The organism is Lactobacillus selangorensis (assembly GCF_001437205.1).
Classification (GTDB): Bacteria; Bacillota; Bacilli; order Lactobacillales; family Lactobacillaceae; genus Paralactobacillus; species Paralactobacillus selangorensis.
In genome coordinates this window covers 145,050-162,754 of the sequence record NZ_JQAZ01000005.1, presented here as the reverse complement: position 1 = coordinate 162,754, position 17,705 = coordinate 145,050, and the positions used below count along the sequence as shown (strand labels likewise).

General features: G+C 42.2%; 18 protein-coding genes and 1 pseudogene. 5 read left to right on the top strand and 14 right to left on the bottom strand.

The features are described 5' to 3' along the window. Positions 1-48: 48 nt before the first annotated feature. The 6 genes from IV40_RS07925 to IV40_RS07900 form a co-directional block, all read right to left on the bottom strand. Positions 49-687, bottom strand: coding sequence for an NAD(P)H-binding protein (locus tag IV40_RS07925; protein ID WP_057770303.1), 639 nt, complete (start codon positions 685-687; stop codon positions 49-51). 152 nt (positions 688-839) lie between these two features. Further along, positions 840-1,196 carry a cyclophilin-like fold protein gene (locus tag IV40_RS07920; RefSeq protein ID WP_057770300.1) on the bottom strand — a complete coding sequence of 119 codons (357 nt, stop codon included), beginning with the start codon at positions 1,194-1,196 and terminating at the stop codon, positions 840-842. A gap of 110 nt (positions 1,197-1,306) precedes the next feature. After that, complete coding sequence (locus IV40_RS07915; RefSeq protein ID WP_057770297.1) at positions 1,307-2,191, bottom strand: LysR family transcriptional regulator; 885 nt, start codon at positions 2,189-2,191, stop codon at positions 1,307-1,309. 84 nt (positions 2,192-2,275) lie between these two features. Beyond that, positions 2,276-2,788, bottom strand: coding sequence for a flavodoxin (locus IV40_RS07910; protein ID WP_082617932.1), 513 nt, complete (start codon positions 2,786-2,788; stop codon positions 2,276-2,278). 12 nt (positions 2,789-2,800) lie between these two features. Beyond that, complete coding sequence (locus IV40_RS07905; RefSeq protein ID WP_057770293.1) at positions 2,801-3,211, bottom strand: cupin domain-containing protein; 411 nt, start codon at positions 3,209-3,211, stop codon at positions 2,801-2,803. Positions 3,212-3,226: 15 nt separating this feature from the next. Further along, positions 3,227-3,970: an SDR family oxidoreductase gene (locus IV40_RS07900; protein WP_057770290.1), complete on the bottom strand. Its 744-nt coding sequence runs from the start codon at positions 3,968-3,970 to the stop codon at positions 3,227-3,229. A 298-nt stretch (positions 3,971-4,268) separates the two neighbouring features. Here IV40_RS07900 and IV40_RS07895 point away from each other — a divergent pair, with 298 nt between their 5' ends. From IV40_RS07895 to IV40_RS07875, 5 genes are all read left to right on the top strand, one after another. Beyond that, positions 4,269-5,042: a hypothetical protein gene (locus IV40_RS07895; protein WP_057770287.1), complete on the top strand. Its 774-nt coding sequence runs from the start codon at positions 4,269-4,271 to the stop codon at positions 5,040-5,042. A gap of 349 nt (positions 5,043-5,391) precedes the next feature. Continuing rightward, a complete protein-coding gene (locus IV40_RS07890) occupies positions 5,392-5,853 on the top strand; it encodes a cyclophilin-like fold protein (protein ID WP_057770285.1) in 462 nt (153 codons plus the stop codon). A 25-nt stretch (positions 5,854-5,878) separates the two neighbouring features. After that, positions 5,879-6,226: an SDR family oxidoreductase gene (locus IV40_RS07885; RefSeq protein WP_057770282.1), complete on the top strand. Its 348-nt coding sequence runs from the start codon at positions 5,879-5,881 to the stop codon at positions 6,224-6,226. Continuing rightward, positions 6,226-7,074 (top strand): alpha/beta hydrolase, encoded by an 849-nt coding sequence (locus IV40_RS07880; RefSeq protein WP_057770278.1) that lies wholly within the window; start codon positions 6,226-6,228, stop codon positions 7,072-7,074. Before IV40_RS07885 ends, IV40_RS07880 begins: the two co-directional genes overlap by 1 nt. A gap of 14 nt (positions 7,075-7,088) precedes the next feature. Beyond that, on the top strand, positions 7,089-8,057 hold the full coding sequence (locus IV40_RS07875) for an alpha/beta hydrolase (RefSeq protein WP_057770276.1): 969 nt from the start codon (positions 7,089-7,091) through the stop codon (positions 8,055-8,057). Positions 8,058-8,102: 45 nt separating this feature from the next. Here the strand turns inward: IV40_RS07875 and IV40_RS07870 are convergent, their stop codons facing one another. The 8 genes and pseudogenes from IV40_RS07870 to IV40_RS07835 all read right to left on the bottom strand — a co-directional run bounded on the left by IV40_RS07870 (position 8,103) and on the right by IV40_RS07835 (position 17,703). After that, on the bottom strand, positions 8,103-8,846 hold the full coding sequence (locus IV40_RS07870) for an SDR family oxidoreductase (protein WP_057770273.1): 744 nt from the start codon (positions 8,844-8,846) through the stop codon (positions 8,103-8,105). Between the two features lie 92 nt (positions 8,847-8,938). Then, complete coding sequence (locus IV40_RS07865) at positions 8,939-9,829, bottom strand: LysR family transcriptional regulator (RefSeq protein ID WP_057770270.1); 891 nt, start codon at positions 9,827-9,829, stop codon at positions 8,939-8,941. Between the two features lie 143 nt (positions 9,830-9,972). Beyond that, positions 9,973-11,868, bottom strand: coding sequence for a hypothetical protein (locus tag IV40_RS07860; protein ID WP_156404261.1), 1,896 nt, complete (start codon positions 11,866-11,868; stop codon positions 9,973-9,975). 24 nt (positions 11,869-11,892) lie between these two features. Continuing rightward, positions 11,893-13,848 carry a hypothetical protein gene (locus tag IV40_RS07855; protein ID WP_057770263.1) on the bottom strand — a complete coding sequence of 652 codons (1,956 nt, stop codon included), beginning with the start codon at positions 13,846-13,848 and terminating at the stop codon, positions 11,893-11,895. Positions 13,849-13,954: 106 nt separating this feature from the next. Then, positions 13,955-14,878 (bottom strand): annotated as a pseudogene (locus tag IV40_RS07850) (glycosyltransferase family 2 protein); the annotation flags it as partial. A 5-nt stretch (positions 14,879-14,883) separates the two neighbouring features. Next, positions 14,884-15,423 (bottom strand): phosphatase PAP2 family protein, encoded by a 540-nt coding sequence (locus tag IV40_RS07845; protein WP_057770260.1) that lies wholly within the window; start codon positions 15,421-15,423, stop codon positions 14,884-14,886. Positions 15,424-15,535: 112 nt separating this feature from the next. Continuing rightward, entirely contained in the window at positions 15,536-16,162 is a 627-nt protein-coding gene (locus tag IV40_RS07840; protein WP_057770257.1) for a VTT domain-containing protein, read from the bottom strand. 191 nt (positions 16,163-16,353) lie between these two features. Continuing rightward, positions 16,354-17,703 carry a sensor histidine kinase gene (locus IV40_RS07835; protein ID WP_057770254.1) on the bottom strand — a complete coding sequence of 450 codons (1,350 nt, stop codon included), beginning with the start codon at positions 17,701-17,703 and terminating at the stop codon, positions 16,354-16,356. Positions 17,704-17,705: the final 2 nt, after the last annotated feature.

The window sequence follows — 17,705 nt, the reverse complement described above, 5'->3', positions numbered from 1 at the left end:
CCAATTTTTGGGGTTCACTTCAATTCCCTTTTTCTATTCATATTTTTCTTAAAATCTTGCCAATACTTGCTCAAATGTTGAGCCTGGTTTATCAATACCTAAGCTGCCGTCAACATGTTGACTAGGATCTTTGATCAAAGAAACGACAAAATCGGCGATGCTCTTGCGTGGAATCAGCTTTCCTTTGAAAGGTGTTCCTTTTTCAGTTAATTCGTAATCAATTTCGTCCGCGTCAGTCATAACAGCTGCACGAATAATGGTGTATTTAATCGATGAAGATTCAATTAAACGAGCTGCTTCACGCGTATCTTCTTTGGAAGCATGACCGACTGTTTTTTCGACCCAATCGCCAAATGGATTTGGAACTTCATGATACAGGCCTGATCCAGTGACCCAAATCAAACGTTGCACCGAATTGATCTTCATCGCATTTAAGACATTGCTGGCCATTCGTGCCATATTGCCAACTAAATTGGCATAAACAATATCTTGGCCTGCCATTGCTTCTGATAATTGATGTTCATCCATGACATCACCATCAATAACAGTCTCATTTTGGCCTGGTGTGATTCTTGCGGCGTTCCGTAGATAAGAAGTCACATGAACTTTATTTGGATGCTCCAGCAAGCACTGACGCACAATTCGAGCTATTCGCCCATTGGCACCTAAAATTAAAACGTTTTTCATATTATTTTCTCCTTTGTTTGCTTAACTGATGAATCAAGTATAAGTCCGCAAAATACATACGTATAATGCTTAAATTTAAATGTGACATAGCTAGAAGGCATGAATTCAAATAAAAAAAGGCTGCGAAATTTTCGCAGCTTTTTTAGAAGTGGTTAAGCTTGTTTGAATTGAAATTGTAAGTCGCCAGCATGATTTAAGAAAGCTAAATCGGAATCAATATGACCGATTTTTTGTAGATCAGAGATTACCTCGCCGGTTTGTTTATAAAAAATCACGAAACTATGCCGTGGCGCCCAATAGGCAATGTCGCCGACTTGGTAGCCACTAGTGCTGAGCTGATCGGTTGGCAATGCCTTTTTGAAACGATAGGTCATTTCACGACCATATAAATTTAACATGGGTAGAGTTTCTGGAAATTGCGCTAACAATGCTTGCGCCGTTTTGTTATCGAAAAATTGGCCGGATAAAGTCTGGTTGTTTACGGTGATTTTAATATTTGTATTTGACATATAGCTTATTCCTTTCTGTGATTCTTGTTCGTTCAACAAGGATCATCATAAAGGAGAATATATCATTTGAATAATGCTTGTTTCACAGGTTAATATGCCTAGCAGGTATGCTAGTTCTGAAAAGCATCTTTGAAACGCCGGATGTATTTCGAAGCAACCGGCGAAAGATTGCGATTCCGGGCCCATGCAAGGACACAGTTTGTTTTGAGTTCAGGGTCGAGTGGGATGAATTTTAGCAAGTCATGATCAGCTGCTGACATTGCACCTTCGATGCCAAGTGCCACGCCAATCTGACGTTCAACTAAGGGCTCGATATTGAAATGAAGGTTAAAATAACCAATCACATTTAATTCGCTTAAGGGATGACCAAGCCATTTCTCCAGCATGGTTGAAACTTCCGAACGACGGGACATAATAAGCGGCAAATCTAAGAGGTCATTGGGCGTGATCAAGTCTTTTTGTGCCAAAAAAGCGTCTTTAGAAACAAGCAGGCCCCAGCGCTCGGTTCGTGGCAAAGTTAAAGATTCATATTTTTGCGTATCAATTGGTTTTAATAGAATGGCCACATCAATGATGCCTTTATCCAAAAGATCAGAAACATAACTGCTGGTCCTAGTCACAACGGTGAACTTGACTTGGGGATAATCACGGATAAATTCTTCGAGAATCATTGCCATCGTGTCCGAGTTGTCAGCTTCGACACAGCCGATATGAATTGTGCCGCTGAATAATTGATTCTTTTCATCGATAAAAGCTTGCTCGGTCTGTTGATCGAGTTCAAGGATTTCCTCAGCTCGGGTCTTTAAAAATAAGCCAGCTTGGGTTAGCGCTAAATGATTTTTATTGCGTGTAAATAGGGGTGTTCCAAGGTCTGTTTCCAAGTTTTTGATTTGGCGGCTCAAAGTCGGCTGAGTCACGTGAAGCTGTTCGGCTGCTTGGGTAATCGTACCGACCTCGGCCACCGTCCAAAAGTAACGTAATAATCGCATTTCCATAATCAGGACTCCCATCTATCGTTAGCATAACATGCCTATAAGGTATAAAAACACAAAAAGACAGCTATTTTTACATAGTTGTCTTTAAAGATTGATCGTACTGAGCCAGTTTTGAATTGCTTGATCGGCTTGCCCGACACAGACGCCTCGAATAGGAAGGCCTTGGTGAATGACGGCATTGGGTGCAAGCAGCTGGATGTCTTTGCGACTGTACCCAAATTGGCTGCCTTCGTGAGTACAAAATGGATAAATATGAACATTCTCCAATGATTGTGATTTTAAGAAGGTTGCAACTGGCCGTGGAATGGTACTCCACCAATTTGGGAATCCTAAAAAGAGGTTCTTTTCTTTATGAAAATCAATTTTAATGGGTTTAATGTCTGGGAAACGTTTCTGATCAAGTTCGTTTTTGGTAACCGTTAAAGTTTGCTGATAATTAGCAGGATAAGGCCGAACAGGAATGATTTCTGTAGAGGTTGCGTGAAGCTGCTGCGCAATTTTAGCGGCCATGATAGCTGTATTTCCTTGGATAAGATTGCGGACAGAATTACGATAAAGATTCTCCTTAGCATGTGAAAAATAGACAATTGCGACCATAACGAAACACGCTTAATTTAATTGGCCGTATTCTTCATCGGACACAGGTTCAAGCCATTCAGGGGTTCCGGCAGTGATGGCAATATGACTCATCCAACTATCTTTAGTGGCACCATGCCAATGTTTAACACCATCATGAGTCACGATGACATCACCAGGATGAAGTTTCTGTGCCGGCTTGCCCCATTCTTGATACCAGCCTTCGCCGCCAGTGACCAAAAGAATCTGGTAACCATTATGATGAATGTGCCAATTGTTGCGGCAGCTCGGTTCAAAGCTAACATTGCTGACAGTGACATTGATATCAGGGTCTTTGACTAATGAATTGTGATAACTTAGACCGATAAAATTCTTTTGAAATGCGATATTTTTACCGCCGATGGCAAATAAGCCGTCCTTCACTTCTTTTTCTGAATCATTCATTTAAATGGCCTCCCTTTAGCCTTGTTTGGTTGGATAAATCGTCAATTCACTGATATCGACCTCTTCAGGCTGATCGATTGCAAAGTTGACCGCACGAGCGATGGCATCTGGTGAAATGCCGACTCGATTATATTGAGCCGCCATTTTTTTAGCAGCAGCATCATCAGTAATGGTATGCAGTAATTCAGTGTTGATGGCACCAGGATATAAAGTAGTTGTCCGAATATTCGTACCTTCTTGCGCACTTTCCATTCGTAAGACTTCCATTGCGTTTTTAACGGCGAACTTGGTGGCACCATAAACACCAGAACCAACGAATCTCTTTAAACCAGCAACAGATGAGGTAGTGACTACTTGACCTGATTTTTGTTTGGAAAAATCAGGTAAGACAGCGGCGATGCCATTTAAAACACCTTTTAAGTTGGTGCCGATCATTTGGTTCCATTCATCGGTGTGCAAAGCACTTAAAGGACTCGTTGGCATAATGCCGGCATTATTGAAGATGACATCGATTTTGCCATAACTATCCTTAGCTTTTTGAACCAATGCTTTTAAATCTTCTGGCTTAATAACATCGGTGATACTGTATGTTGCTTGACCACCCTCTTTTTTGATTTCATCCACTAATTCTTGCAAACGTGATTCGCGACGAGCGCCTAAAACAATTTTGGCACCATTCTTGGCTAGTAACTTGGCGGTTGCTTCACCGATTCCACTGGATGCACCTGTAATGATAACCACTTTATTTTTAACTGACATCTTAAATCCTCCTAAAAATTTGAATGTGTTGCTTAACTGATGAATCGAGTATATCGCCCAAACATTCATACGTATAATGCTTAAAGTGGGTATCTATATAGCTAAAAAGCATGTATTTACGAACAAAATTTGGTCACTAGTGGACACCACAGGGATGATTTATGAAGTGGAAATTAGCGATAAGGTGGTTTTTTATAAGCCGATTGATATAATTAGCTTCATCCAGTTGCTTGATTAAAATTTTGATAATAGAAAAATCATTTATGATCGTTTTTTATATAGACTGAGGGGAGATCAAATGATCGATACAAAACGGCTTATTTTTGAGATGGATGGCCAGGTGATTCCAGCCAAAGTTATTTTAGATTGGGAATTTAGACGTCTGCGAGTCAGTTATAATTTACTTCGTCATCAGCAAGGGGTGGTTTTTGACCCACGTATGGAGAAATGGTTTGCTCAGCATGAAATGGCTTTTATTCAGAACGAACTTGTCCGTGTTAAGCTGGCAATGGGAATGTCAGATTTACGCCGAGTTTTACGGGGACGTTATGAAGTAGGGAACGCAGCCTCTGTTATTGCAGAAAAGCTTTCAAATGGTAAGCGCAAATTTAGCATTACAGAAATTGTTGTTCCCAACAGTCAATTAACACCAGCAGAAGTTATCGCACGTCTCAATGATGTGATGATGATCAATGATCCCGCTCATTTTGCTTTGAATATTGGTGCAAATCCAGATCATTATGTGTTACAGGCTTCATCTGACGATGTACAAGAGGTTCTTGAGGTAACTGGTGGTTCGCCGTTGCCGACTCACTTTTATGCACATTATGGAGATGCTTCTGGATTATGCTCGACTTTGTCAGCTGGATATTCAGCGCAATTATTTGGAGCAGCCAGATTGAAGGATGGTACGATCATTGGTGGCGTGCGGCATCAAGTAAAAAAGGAAGCAAGCGGTTTTCGTTTTAAAGCAGTTGTTGAATTTCCAAGCCTATTGCCTGACTTTATGATTCACGATCATCAAATTCATTTGGCCTGCGAGTTCGGCCATTGGCTTACAGACATTCTTTAAAACGAGTGAGGCGCTTTTTCGAAGCCCATAAAATAACACCAACTCTTTGTCAGGGTTGGTGTTATTTTTGTGCGATTTAGTGTTACTATTTTGCGACTCACAAGGTTATTTTAAAGGATCCATGTTAATTACAGTTGGCGTATACTTTTTATGAATTAGCAGGCAAGATTGCACGGTTATAAGCCTTTGAAACATGTTAATCAAGTTCTTTATTGACCACAAAGACCATCAACCCTTTAATCGGACTGATGGTTTTTGTTATCCACTCTTGTTATACCGCTCTATCTGAAATAAGCATTAGACAGGGCTCAAAACTGGTTTTAACATAAAATAAAAAGGGGTGGTAGAAATGAATTTGAAGAAGCTGCTTCGTTTTGCAATTCTGGCGAGTGCGTTGTTTTTGTTTGGGGTCGTCACCAGCATTCAACAACCAGTTTTGGCTGCTGCCAAAACTAAAATCGTGGTCCGTTTTTCAAATCACGACTATAAAGCCCATTTGGATAACAATGCAGCAGCAAATGGGTTGAAGAAAAAGTTACCATTCAAATTAAAGTTTAGTGCATTCGGTTCTGGTTTTGATGAAAAGATTGGCGACCTGCCTGCAAAACTATCCACTAAGGGAATGCCGAACGGAAATAGTGCTCAAACGGGCGATATCGGCTATTGGTCACCGCAGCCACGGGTGGTTTTATATGATGGGCATGTTAATTATTATGCGGGGATCCATATCATTGGGCACTTTGACTCAAAAAAAGCTGTCCAAGCATTAAAAAACAGCCGGGTACATTTACAGTTAAAATTAGGAAAGTAAAGAACTAAGTTGGGGAGGTCGCACAATGAAAAAAAGGATGTCGGGATTGCTGATTTTAGTTCTTCTAGCCAGTGGATTATTCTTTCAAACTGGTGTTGTCTCAGCAAGTTCAAAGCAATCTTATTCGACAAAAACTTTATGGGTCAAAAATGGCATTAAAACGGCGCTCGTTTCGCCTGGTTCAGTTGATACAGAATTAATCAATACGGTTGGCGATGAAAAGATTCGTGCCAATATTATTGCAGCTGCTAAACAAGATGCAGCACTCTTGAAGCCGGAGGATATTGCCGCAAGTGCTGTCTTTATCATGAGTCAGCCTGAAAATGTCGACATCAATGAAATTTTGATTCGCCCTAGAAATCAGGCGTTATAATGAAAAAACAAACGAAAATCATCGGGTTCATTTTAGTGGCGCTGGTGCTCATTGGCGGCGGCTTTGGCGTGTACAACCATTCCGCCCATTCCAGCGTTGCGAAACAATATACGCAAACGCACATTCCGACGCTGTTTTTTCATGGCTGGGGCAGCAGCTATCATGCCGAAGAACATATGGTCGCTGCGGCCAAAAAAGCACAGGTGACTAATGGTGTGATTCGTGCTGAGGTTTCAAAAAAAGGGCAAGTCACTTTAGTGGGAAAATTACCCAGAAAAGCGGTCAATCCGATTGTGATGGTCGATTTTAAGAATCCTCGTCAAATCAATTATCACACTACGGGCAAGTGGGTTGAAAATGTCTTAACGGCGCTTCAAAAGCAATACGGATTTACACAGTATAATACCGTTTCCCATTCGGCCGGCAATGAAGCTGTCATGTATTATCTAGCCGAGATTGCACCGACGCATAAAAAACTGCCGCAACTGCACAAGGAAGTCAATATTGCCGGGCATTTTGACGGAATTCGTGGGATTGATGCCATTAAAGGCAATTCAGTTGATAAAAATGGCAAACCACAGGAAATGATCAAGACTTATCGTGATTTATTAAGCCTGAGAACGACTTTTCCGAAAAATGCTGAAGTTTTGAATATTTATGGCAACATCGGAGATCATTCCGATGGCACGGTTCAAAACGATTCGTCTAAGTCATTGCAATACTTAGTTGGCAATCGGGCAAAATCCTATCGTAACCTTGAAATCGATGGAAAGCAGGCTCAACATAGCAAATTGCATTCAAATGCGCAGGTTGATAAGGCATTGATCAATTTCTTGTGGGCTAAATAAGAGGAGGAATCATCATGACAGAAATAAATCCGTTGTTAGCGACTCGTGTGAAACCTGGTGACGAATATTATATTTTTGAAAAAGATCCTAGTGTGACGCGTGAGCATGTTTATTATAAAACCAGATATGGTGTTGAAATTGCAGCCGATCTCTATTATGCCAAGGATTTAGATAAAAATACCAAATCACCAGCATTAGTCATTGGACCGCCATTCGGTGGTGTCAAAGAACAAGGGCCAGGTATTTATGCAAATCAATTGGCACAACGTGGGTTTGTTGTTGTCGCATTTGATCCGGCTTATCATGGTTATTCAGGCGGTTATCCCCGTTATAGCGGTTCGCCGGACACCTATGTCGAAGATTTTTCGGCGGCTGTTGATTATTTAGGTACCGTTGACTTTGTCGATCGTAACCGCATCGGTGGGCTCGGTATTTGTGCTTCGGGCGGTTTTGTGTTATCAGCCGCTGCACAAGATTCACGTCTCAAAGCTGTGGCCACCAGTGTGATGTATGACATTCCCCATCTGGCTAATTTAGCAACAGGTGAAACTCGTGCTAAGCAAGTCGCTCAGTTTAGTCAACAACGTTGGACAGATAGGACTGCTGCACCGCAAAATTATCCGAGTCATCCTGTCACCGAGTATCCAGCTGGCTTGGATGCCGTCAGCAAGGAATTCTTCAGCTTTTATGGGTTTAAACGGGGCTGGCATCCGCATGCTTTGAAAAATATCACCTATGTCTCTAACTTAAGTTTTATGAATTTTGAAGCAACACGGCGAATCAATGAAATCGCGCCCCGTCCGATTTTCATGGTGACGAGTGCAGAAGCGCATTCGAAGGCCTTTACTGATGAAACATTTGCCCGTTTGAATCAACCGAAATATTTGGATGTCGAACCACATGGACAGCATGTTGATTTTTATGACAACATCGACATTATTCCTTTTGACAAGTTTGAAAAGTTCTTCAAAGAAAACCTATAGTCAGAAAAAGCAGGAAATCGCAAGATTTCCTGCTTTTTTAACGATTTATTTTTCACCGGTCGGATAAACGGTCAATTCACTAATATTAACGTCTTCAGGCTGGTCGATCGCAAATTGAACGACCTTGGCCACATCTTCTGACGTCAGTTCAGCTTCATTATAATGTTTGACCATATCCGCATGGACTCGCTGATCAGAAATGTGATCGAGCAACTCAGATTTGGTTGCAGAAGGATAAATTGTCGCTGTACGGATATTGGTGCCTTCTTGGGCACTTTCCATGTGCAATACTTCCATTAAATCGCGAACGCCCCATTTTGTGGCCCCATAAATCGCACCATCCGTAAAACTTTTTAAGCCGGCGACCGAAGAAGTGGCAATCACTTGGCCAGATTTTTGGCTGGTAAACGTTGGCAAAACAGCGGCGATTCCATTTAGCACACCTTTGAGGTTGATATCGATCGTATCGTACCATTCTTGGACTTTGAGTTCGCTCAAGGGCGAATTCGGCATAATACCGGCATTATTGAAAATAACGTCAAGATGTCCGAATTTTTGGATGGCGTCTTCGACTAAATTTTGGACTTGGCCGAGATCACGAACATCGACCGTCCGATAAGCTGCCTGACCGCCGTCATCGATGATTTCTTGGGTGATTTTTTGTAAACGTTCTTCACGGCGAGCACCAAGCATCACTTGTGCGCCATTTTTGGCAAGCAATTTTGCAGTTGCTTCACCGATTCCGCTTGATGCACCTGTAATTACAACGACTTTATTCTTGACTGTCAAATTAAGCACCCCTTTGTTTGAATAAGGTCAGCTTAATTGGTTTTGATAAGCATGTAAAATACTTATCTTTGATAGGGTGGTATTTGATAATTTTATGGCTGTTTTGCGGTGACGATCAATTGGTTGATCTCGGTTAAAAATGCGGCTGCAATCGGCGAGAGTTCTCGTCCCCGTTTCCAAACGAGATTCATTTGGGCGGCATGGAAATAAGCAAGGGGACGGAAAATCAAGTGATTATCAGCAGTGGACGCGATCAAATTATTAAAGCCCACAAGGGTCCCAAAGTTTTGTTCAACTAAAAGAGCAGCATTAAAAATCAGATTGTAAGTGCCGACGACCTGTTCCTTTTCTAAAGGCGCACCAAGCCAAGCCTCAAATTGATCGTGAACTTGATGCTGACTGGAAATGATCAATTTGCAATTGTGCAGATCTTGCGGCTTGATTACGTTTAAGTCGGCTAACGGGTCATCTTGGCGAACGATAACGCCCCAAATGTCTTGATGCGGAAGCTTGATGAAATGATTATTGTCATGATTGGCTGGCAAAGTCAGAATGGAAAAATCCAAAAAGCCACTTTGCATTTTGCTGGTCAAATCTTCCGCATTGCCGCTGTATAAATGAACACGGACGTCAGGATATTTGAGTTGAAGCTGACGGACCGCCATTGCAACGATGCGCATTCCCTGAGTTTCGCCCGCACCAATATAAAGATCGCCGCCGATCATATTTTGAGTTTTGACATCCTGCTTGGTTTTTTCGGCAAGTGTAACCAGTTCTCGAGCACGGTTAAGCAGCAATTCACCTTTGTCAGTCAGCGTAATGCCACGATTGGTTCGTTCCATTAAAGACGTGCCCATTTCAGTTTCTAAATCTTTTAATTGGCGTGATAAAGCCGGCTGTGAAATATGCAGCAGTTTGGCCGCTGCTGTGATATTGCCCAAATCTGCAATCGTAATATAATTTTGAAGCGTCGCTAATTCCATTTGCTCACCACCATTCACTCTCATTATATCCCACCATTATAAATAAGCATTTAACATGCAAGCTCTGAGTCAATCAAATAGCACTCAGCGGCTAACTGAGTGCTATAAAAGTTTCAAATCGAACTCATTGCTCGACTTAGAACCTATTTTTTTAATTCATATCGAAGGTAACGATCTGGATGGCCGTGGATGGGGTGTGCGGAAATTGGGTAGCTTGAAGCACCAGTCCCGTAAAACAGGGGGATTGTTCCTTTATTTTGGATGACGATCTTTAAAGAACCTTTGTGGGCACCTTTAAAATAGATTTTGCTTAATTGCTGCGGTGTTCCTAATTTTTGGGTAATAAGTTGATCATCTTGATAAATTGAAATAAGAGTGCGACCACTTCCTTTCTGAGGATATAAAAATAGTTTTTCGTGGTTTGTATCGCTTTGAATAGTTGTGGTCAGCTGATGATTGGGCACAATTTTGCAGGTGCGATGTGAAAAGTAAGCTCCATTTTGCTGTTGCGACAAAATCGAATTTGCGGGAAGACGTGGTGCCCCGATTATCAAAAGGAGAAAAGCAGCCATACAGCTGAATGCTGCCAATGCTGGTATAAAAAGTTTGCAGGAATAGTTTGGTTGGCTATTTGCCGACCAGAACATGAGAATCGGCAGCAAAGGGAGCGCATAACGAGGTTCTACTTCCCAAAAGAGAATGTGAAATGCACATAATCCTAGGCAGAATAAGGTCAAAAAATCATTTCTTTGCGGTCTCCAATCAAAAAGACAATTCAACAACAGCACCAATAGAAAAATTTGGTCGATGATACGAATCTTTCCATTCATGGCAGGCCTATTTTGCCAATACCAGTTAGGCACTTTTTGCCACTGGCTTGTTAGTTTCAGACTTCCAAAGGTGCCATCGGTCAGAAAGTACTGCGCTTTTAATAAGGTGTGCGTGAACAGGCCATTGATACCAAGCTTTGCAAGTCGTTTTTGAATCAGTTTTGCTTCGGAAGCTTGTTTTGCGGCAAACGTCGGGAGTGAAATTTGATGAGCGGCATCTTGGGCAACATACTCGCCCTGGCTTTTAGGATTGAGGCTCATCATGATCCAGCTCGTCGCAGGGAGCGCAGTGTTTGTTTGACGCTGATAACCGGTATTTTGTGCTTGTGCTTTAAAAAGTAGCGTGCCTAATATCAGGACGGTGAAGATAGTTGCGATCGAGAGCAAAAATCTTTGTAATGTCATTCGACGGTGCAAAAACTGTCTTATCAGAACAAGTCCATAGGCGATCAGCCCGACAATCATATTTCCTTTGATTAAAAAGGCAGCGACTAATAAAATCGCAAGCAGGCCATTTGTCAGCCATAAATGCCAATGCTGTTGGGTTTGTGCTAATAAAATAAGTGCAAAAGCATCCAGTATAATTGGAAAAATAATCGGATCAGAGTAACTGAAAACACCATAAGCGTAAATCGGCAGGCAGCATAGCCATAAAAATGAAAAACGGATTCTGAGCACAACTTTTTTTCGTTTTAAAAGCCATATTCCAGCGACCAGTCCAGTGTCCAGCCAAATAAAACCACAGAAATTGGTGAATAACCATGGGTTTGCGCATCCAAACAGCCTGCTGAATCGAACCAGATAACTGGTGAGCAGGACTAAATTGACGTTGTTAGGATAAACAAAGAAATAATGCGTCCAATAATGTGAATGATTGGCAAGCCGAATCGCCTGATCACGGATAAAGAAAGAATCGGCACGACCATAATCGATAAAGTGCAACGCAACGTAAAACTGTGCGGCGCCGCTCAAAAGCAAAATTATTCCTAAAAGGGTAATTTGAACCTGGTGTGAAAGCCGGTTAATCAACTGAAATAGAATCTTGCCGCCGAGAAATGTCAAAACAGCCAGCGTGAATATTAACAGTTGCTGAAGCAGGTTCCATGGCTGCTTGCTGGGGCCAACAGCCGCAAATGCAAAAAATAAAATCATGGTCGTCCCCAAAGTATTCTTGAATATTAGCAACAGTCGCTGCTGTGTGGGTAACATTTGAAGTAACACCTCGATTCTACTTTATGTGGTGATGAAATAAACCAGCGAGGCATTTTTGTAGCTGGTGTGGATAAACTTTAATGGGGATGCAGCGAGTTGATTGTTTTCTGTGTGACTGACCATGACCGGCTGCTCGACATGTGTTTGGTTGGTCAGCATAAGCTGATAGGTGCCGATGGGCAATGAATGATGCAGGGTCATTCGGTCCTGCTTACGGGTTAATGGATAGGAACGGCCGGTATGAATGTTTTTAAGAATACCTGTGAGTTTAGCATTGACTGGCGTGTAGAGTGTAACGTGGTCAGCTTGATGGTTCAGAGCAACTGTTTGAAGCAACTTTTGACCGGCTGGAAGCTGCCATGGCTTCGCATGATATTGAATGGAGAGCTGGCTGAGCTGAGCTGCGACCACCAGTTTTGGCGTTTTTGCAGTGGCCGAATGTAGGCCTGCTGCGCCCAGCAGCACAAAAGTGCTCAGTACTAAGGCTATTCCGCTGATTTGTGTTTGTTCGAGCTTTGGCAGGATAATTTTTTGCTTAGAAGTAGCGAGCCAAATGAAAAGCATGGGCAAAAAAACCTGTCCATAACGGGCTTCGCTTTCCCAGACCAACGTATGGAATAAGAAAAAACCGACCATTGTGATGACAACCAGTGATTCTTGCCATGAAAAGCGGCTGTCCTTGTGGCGTAACTTTTGAAAGGCGGCGGTTAAGCCAAGCAGGTCTAGTTCAATCAAGAAAAAGCGAGCGCTGATTTGCCCATAAGCATGGCAGCTGCGAATATAGGGCTGAAAGAAGCGGGGCGCTGAACGATAACCGCCGGTATAACTGCTGAAAACGGTGTTGACACTGAAAAACGTGAGGGCTTTTTTGAACCAGCGCAGGAGAATTCCAGTTGGCCCAAGGAGAGCTAAAATGTGGGGTAATTGTTGATTTAAATAAGTTTGGCGTGCTTTTAAAGTCGGCAAAGTATTCATTTTCTGAATGGCAGCCGCATGATAGGAGCCGTTTCCTGAGGGGGCATAACTCATGGCAATCCAATTGGTAAGCGGAATCTCATAACTTGAGTGATTGCTGAAATGGACAATTTGCAAAATGAAGCTTTTCGCTGGGAGGCTGAGGAGTAAGCCAAGTAGAATCAAAAATAATGGCAATAAAGTTTGGAGGGATTGCTGATGGTCTACCGAATAAAGACCAAGAACGATCACAGCAGCAATTCCAATAAGAACAAAATTGGGCTTGATAAGTGCGGCTAAAACGGTAATTAGAACGAGCATATTCCCAAATGCTGCTTTGTGGCGGCGGGAATAATCGGTCCAATTAAAGGTAATGATAAAAAGCCATAAAAGACCTAAGAGCAGCGGCAAATCTGAGTAGAAGACTTGCAGGTAATAGGTATAAGCAAAAGGGCTCAGCAAGAAGAATAGCAACAGCATGATTTTGAAACCATTTTGCTGAGTATGGTGGTCAACAAAAACCAAAACGGTCACGATAAATGTATCCAGCATGAGCAAAGATAGCATGGCAATGCCAATGTTCGTTGATAAATTTAGTGAATGAGTCAGACGAAGCCACAGTGAAATCAAATAGGTTAGGGGAACATTATTGGGATAACGCCAGAAATAAGTGGTTGCGCCCCAGTCGTAGCGCCCATAACTTAATTGTTCGGCCTGATATAATACACGAAACGGGTCATGATGGATAGTGGCTGGTAAGAAAACAAGGATGAAAAGCTGAATCAGCAGGATTAGTCCCATTCCGATGCGGAAAAACCAATGAAGCTGTTTTTCGGTTCGGCTGTTCAGCCATTGCGAAAGAAGGGTCCATAAGCACCAGCTCATTAAAAGCAAAACGAGTAGTAATAAAAAAATCGAAATTTTCTGGGGGTAGAAAAGATTGGCAATCACTGCGAGGCTCAAACCAATTCCTAAAATTCCAAGTGCTAAGTGATTGATGTATTTATTGATATTGATAGCCATGTTTTAGTCCAGCCTTCGTTGATGTTGGGGCTTCTTTTTGCGCTGCAGTTGTCATTTGCGACGCAAAAAGAGGGGCTTGAAATGGATCTGCTGCCGAAGCAGTGATCAGGGTTTCTTGAACGGTATAACGAGGGCGGTGTTTGACCTCAGTCGTCAATTGACCGATGTATTCGCCGACTACTCCCAGACTGACGAGCTGTATGCCGCCGATGAGCCAGATCGATAGCACCACTGTCGAAAGAGTGAACAAATGAAATAACGAGAGCAGAAACGTCATGAAAGTGCCGAACAAAACGAGGATACCAAATGCCAAAATGAAACGGATCGGTGCGACTGTCAGCGATGAGATACCATCCCAAGCAAAGGCTAGCATTTTTTTGAGGGGATACTTTGATTCACCAGCCATTCTGGGCATGCGCTTGTAAAAGACTTTTTCGGTGTGAAATCCCAATTTAGGAATAATCCCACGAATGAATAGATTGCGTTCGTCATAATTCAAAAAAGTTTCGATCGCTTGTTTTGACATCAGACGAAAATCGGCTGAGTTCTGAACGATCTGGACACCTAGACCGGCTAAAGTTGCATAATAAAGATTAGCAGTCGTACGCTTAAACCAAGTATCAGTCTCCCGATTATTACGGACACCGTACACAATTTCGGCGCCATGGAGATATTTATCGACCATTGCTTGAATGGCATTAGGATCATCTTGCAGATCGGCATCAATGGTGATGACGACGGCGGCCGTTTGAATTGCAGCCGTCATACCGGCGACTAAAGCATTTTGATGGCCGAAATTACGGCTGAATTTGATTCCATTGATATGCGGCTGCTGCGCATGGACAGTTTGAATAATTTGCCAAGTGCGATCAGACGAACCATCATCAACGATAAGCAAATCTGAATTCAAGGCGATCTTTTTACTGGTAATCAAATTATTTTCAATTTTGAGTAAGATTTTTAAGGTGTTTGGCAAAACTGCTTCTTCATTATAAGCAGGGATTACAATGGTTAATTTAGGTTGATTCATATTGATTAGCTCTTTTCTTTATTCGTTTGTTTGATTTTGTAATTGGCAAAACGATTTTGATAGGCAAAATAGGCGGCTCGCATGACTGTCCACCAAGTCAGAGCAAGCAATAAACTAGCGATGACATCGGTGGGATAATGGTCACGTAAATAGATACGTGAGAAAGCAACGACACCAAGCCAAATAATGGCCAGCACACTCACCAAGACTTGCACCTCTTGGTCTTTTAACAACGGCACGACAATAAATAAGATGGTTAAAACTAAAATGGCGGTACTGAATGTATGTCCGCTGGGATAACTGAATCCAGTGTCTTTAATAATTTGGCCAGTTGGTCGTGGCCGTTGGATAAAGTCTTTTACGAAGAGTGCCACGGCATCGCCAGAAAACTGTGTTGCTACAATCCAAATCGAAATTTGACGATAGTGATACAGCCAAAAGGCGCCGGCGACTAAAATGGTCAGAAAAATCGCCATTATCGGACTGCCGAAGAAAGCAACGATACTGAGAATCTGGGTCCTGACGGGATCAACAAAACTTGTCATCGTGTTTTGAATACTGCTTTCGAAGGCCACTAGCCATGTAGGCGACAGACTAACTAGAAGAGTTAAACTCACGAATAATATTAGGGAAAGCGAACCAGTCAGTAGCCAATTTTTACTTTTCTGCATCTGCTTTGGGTCCTTTCATTTTTTTCTGAAGTGCGACTAAAACGGCGGGCAAAAGGGAAATAACAATAATTGCGATCATAATCAATTCAAAATTTGATTTAATGACAGGAATGTTGCCAAAAAAATAACCTGACAATGTTGCAACGGCTACCCAGGTAATACCGCCCAGAACATTGAATAAGATAAAGTGTTCATATTTCATCTTGCTGATACCGGCTGTAAAAGGAATGAAGGTGCGGATGATCGGCATAAAACGGCCCAGGAAGATGGCACTATTGCCATGTCGCTGGAAGAAAACCTGCGCGTCCTGCAAATATTGAGGCTTGATCCATTTGGAATGAGAAAGACGCTGACCAAACCGTTTGCCAATCTCGAAATTGAGACTATCACCGGCAATCGCTGCAATCGACAAGAGAAGCAATAATACGGCCAGATTTAACGAATGTCCCGACATCGCAGCGATCGAACCGCTCAAAAATAACAATGAATCGCCAGGTAAAAATGGGAAAACGACAATCCCCGTCTCAATAAACACAGCGGCGAACAACCCTAAATAAACGAAGCTGCCGTATTGGACAATGAGATTGGGGAGTAATTGCGTTAGGTTAAACATGTGGGTTCCTCTTTTCTTGTTTGAATTCTTAATCAGCTTAATCAAATTCAAAGATGCAAAAAAGCACACTAAAATAAATTTAAAATGAGAATTTTTCAGAAAGCTGCTACAGCGTGCTTGCTTGATGGAACATCAGGCCCATTCCAGCAAAAATAGACAAAAAAATTCCTTTCTATTTCAGAAAGGAATTTTTAGAAGGTCAATGTAAAGATGGTACCGGCAGGCTGATTGTCCCTCACAGTGAGCTGCAGATGATTGAGATCGGACAATTGTTTGACGATTGCTAGGCCGAGCCCAGTTCCTGGGATTGAGCCGCGAATTTCATCACTACGATAAAAACGTTCAAAGATGTGCTGTTTTTCTTGGTCAGTAATCCCACGTCCTTGATCGACCACCTGTAAAACTGGATGCGAGTTATCCTCACTGAGGATTAGCTGGATTTGACTATCGGCAGGCGAATATTTACTGGCGTTATTGAGCAGATTCAACACAATTTGTTCAATGCTGGCTTGGTGAGCCGTGACGGTAACTTTTTCAGGCAGTGTGGCTTGAATCGTTTGCGGAATCAGGGGCTGAAGTTGACCGACAATTTTAACCAGTAAAGCACTCACATCAAATTCAGTGAAATCAAGTTGCATTCGATCGGCTCGTGACAAAGTTAATAATTCTTCGACCAAAGTTTGCATTTGCTGAGATTCATCGTTGATATAGTGAACGGATTTAGGAATGATTTCGGGATGGGCTTTCCCCCGTCGTTCGATCAGTTGAGCATGACTGCGAATTGTGGCAATCGGGGTGCGTAATTCATGAGCTGCATTTGAAACAAAAAGTTTTTCCTGTTCGGCTTGTTTATTCAGACGTGTCAATAATTGATTAAAACTATTTGCCAATTCATTGACTTCATTCGGCTGGACGGGGACAGGCAGCTGAACGCGATCTTGGCTAGGTTTCACGGCCGCTTTTTTGGCACTCGTGGTCAGCTTTTTTAGAGGGTCGGTGAGACGATCAGCAATAACACGAATGTAAAGCGGACTAATCAGTAAAGTCAGGACCAGAATTACAATCGTCACTAAAATTACCCGTTCCAAGATTTCAGCCTGTTGGTTCAGGCTCGTCCATAGTTGGTATTGAATCCCCTTAGCGTGGCCCATTTTGTAATAGAAAAAGCCCTTGCCGTTGCGATAATAAAGATGGCTGAAAAAGAAAACTTTTTGGGGCCGTATTTTTAACAGCGAATAGGTGCCTGGGGAGTAATAATTTTTAGTATCGGCATCGGGTCTGTTGTTGACGACATGAACATAGCTGGTACTTGTGTTTAAGGTGCTGTTCGAACGCCAATTTTTCCAATCGCCATCCCCATCGATTACCGTCTTTTTCAGACTGGTGATAATTTCCGCTGAATTTGAACGACTGACCTCCAATAATTGATGCCCGACTGCGACAACCGTTGTTAAACTCGAGAAAAAAATGATGATGATAATCAGAAGCAAAAAACTGCGCAGCATAATCGAAGCACTATCTTGTTTTTGGGCTGTCCTCATTT

Coding starts and splice junctions, on each gene's coding strand:
- IV40_RS07925 (WP_057770303.1), bottom strand. CDS start 687: ATGAAAAACGTTTTAATTTTAGGTGCCAATGGGCGAATAGCTCGAATT.
- IV40_RS07920 (WP_057770300.1), bottom strand. CDS start 1,196: ATGTCAAATACAAATATTAAAATCACCGTAAACAACCAGACTTTATCC.
- IV40_RS07915 (WP_057770297.1), bottom strand. CDS start 2,191: ATGGAAATGCGATTATTACGTTACTTTTGGACGGTGGCCGAGGTCGGT.
- IV40_RS07910 (WP_082617932.1), bottom strand. CDS start 2,788: ATGGTCGCAATTGTCTATTTTTCACATGCTAAGGAGAATCTTTATCGT.
- IV40_RS07905 (WP_057770293.1), bottom strand. CDS start 3,211: ATGAATGATTCAGAAAAAGAAGTGAAGGACGGCTTATTTGCCATCGGC.
- IV40_RS07900 (WP_057770290.1), bottom strand. CDS start 3,970: ATGTCAGTTAAAAATAAAGTGGTTATCATTACAGGTGCATCCAGTGGA.
- IV40_RS07895 (WP_057770287.1), top strand. CDS start 4,269: ATGATCGATACAAAACGGCTTATTTTTGAGATGGATGGCCAGGTGATT.
- IV40_RS07890 (WP_057770285.1), top strand. CDS start 5,392: ATGAATTTGAAGAAGCTGCTTCGTTTTGCAATTCTGGCGAGTGCGTTG.
- IV40_RS07885 (WP_057770282.1), top strand. CDS start 5,879: ATGAAAAAAAGGATGTCGGGATTGCTGATTTTAGTTCTTCTAGCCAGT.
- IV40_RS07880 (WP_057770278.1), top strand. CDS start 6,226: ATGAAAAAACAAACGAAAATCATCGGGTTCATTTTAGTGGCGCTGGTG.
- IV40_RS07875 (WP_057770276.1), top strand. CDS start 7,089: ATGACAGAAATAAATCCGTTGTTAGCGACTCGTGTGAAACCTGGTGAC.
- IV40_RS07865 (WP_057770270.1), bottom strand. CDS start 9,829: ATGGAATTAGCGACGCTTCAAAATTATATTACGATTGCAGATTTGGGC.
- IV40_RS07860 (WP_156404261.1), bottom strand. CDS start 11,868: ATGTTACCCACACAGCAGCGACTGTTGCTAATATTCAAGAATACTTTG.
- IV40_RS07855 (WP_057770263.1), bottom strand. CDS start 13,848: ATGGCTATCAATATCAATAAATACATCAATCACTTAGCACTTGGAATT.
- IV40_RS07845 (WP_057770260.1), bottom strand. CDS start 15,423: ATGACAAGTTTTGTTGATCCCGTCAGGACCCAGATTCTCAGTATCGTT.
- IV40_RS07840 (WP_057770257.1), bottom strand. CDS start 16,162: ATGTTTAACCTAACGCAATTACTCCCCAATCTCATTGTCCAATACGGC.
- IV40_RS07835 (WP_057770254.1), bottom strand. CDS start 17,703: ATGAGGACAGCCCAAAAACAAGATAGTGCTTCGATTATGCTGCGCAGT.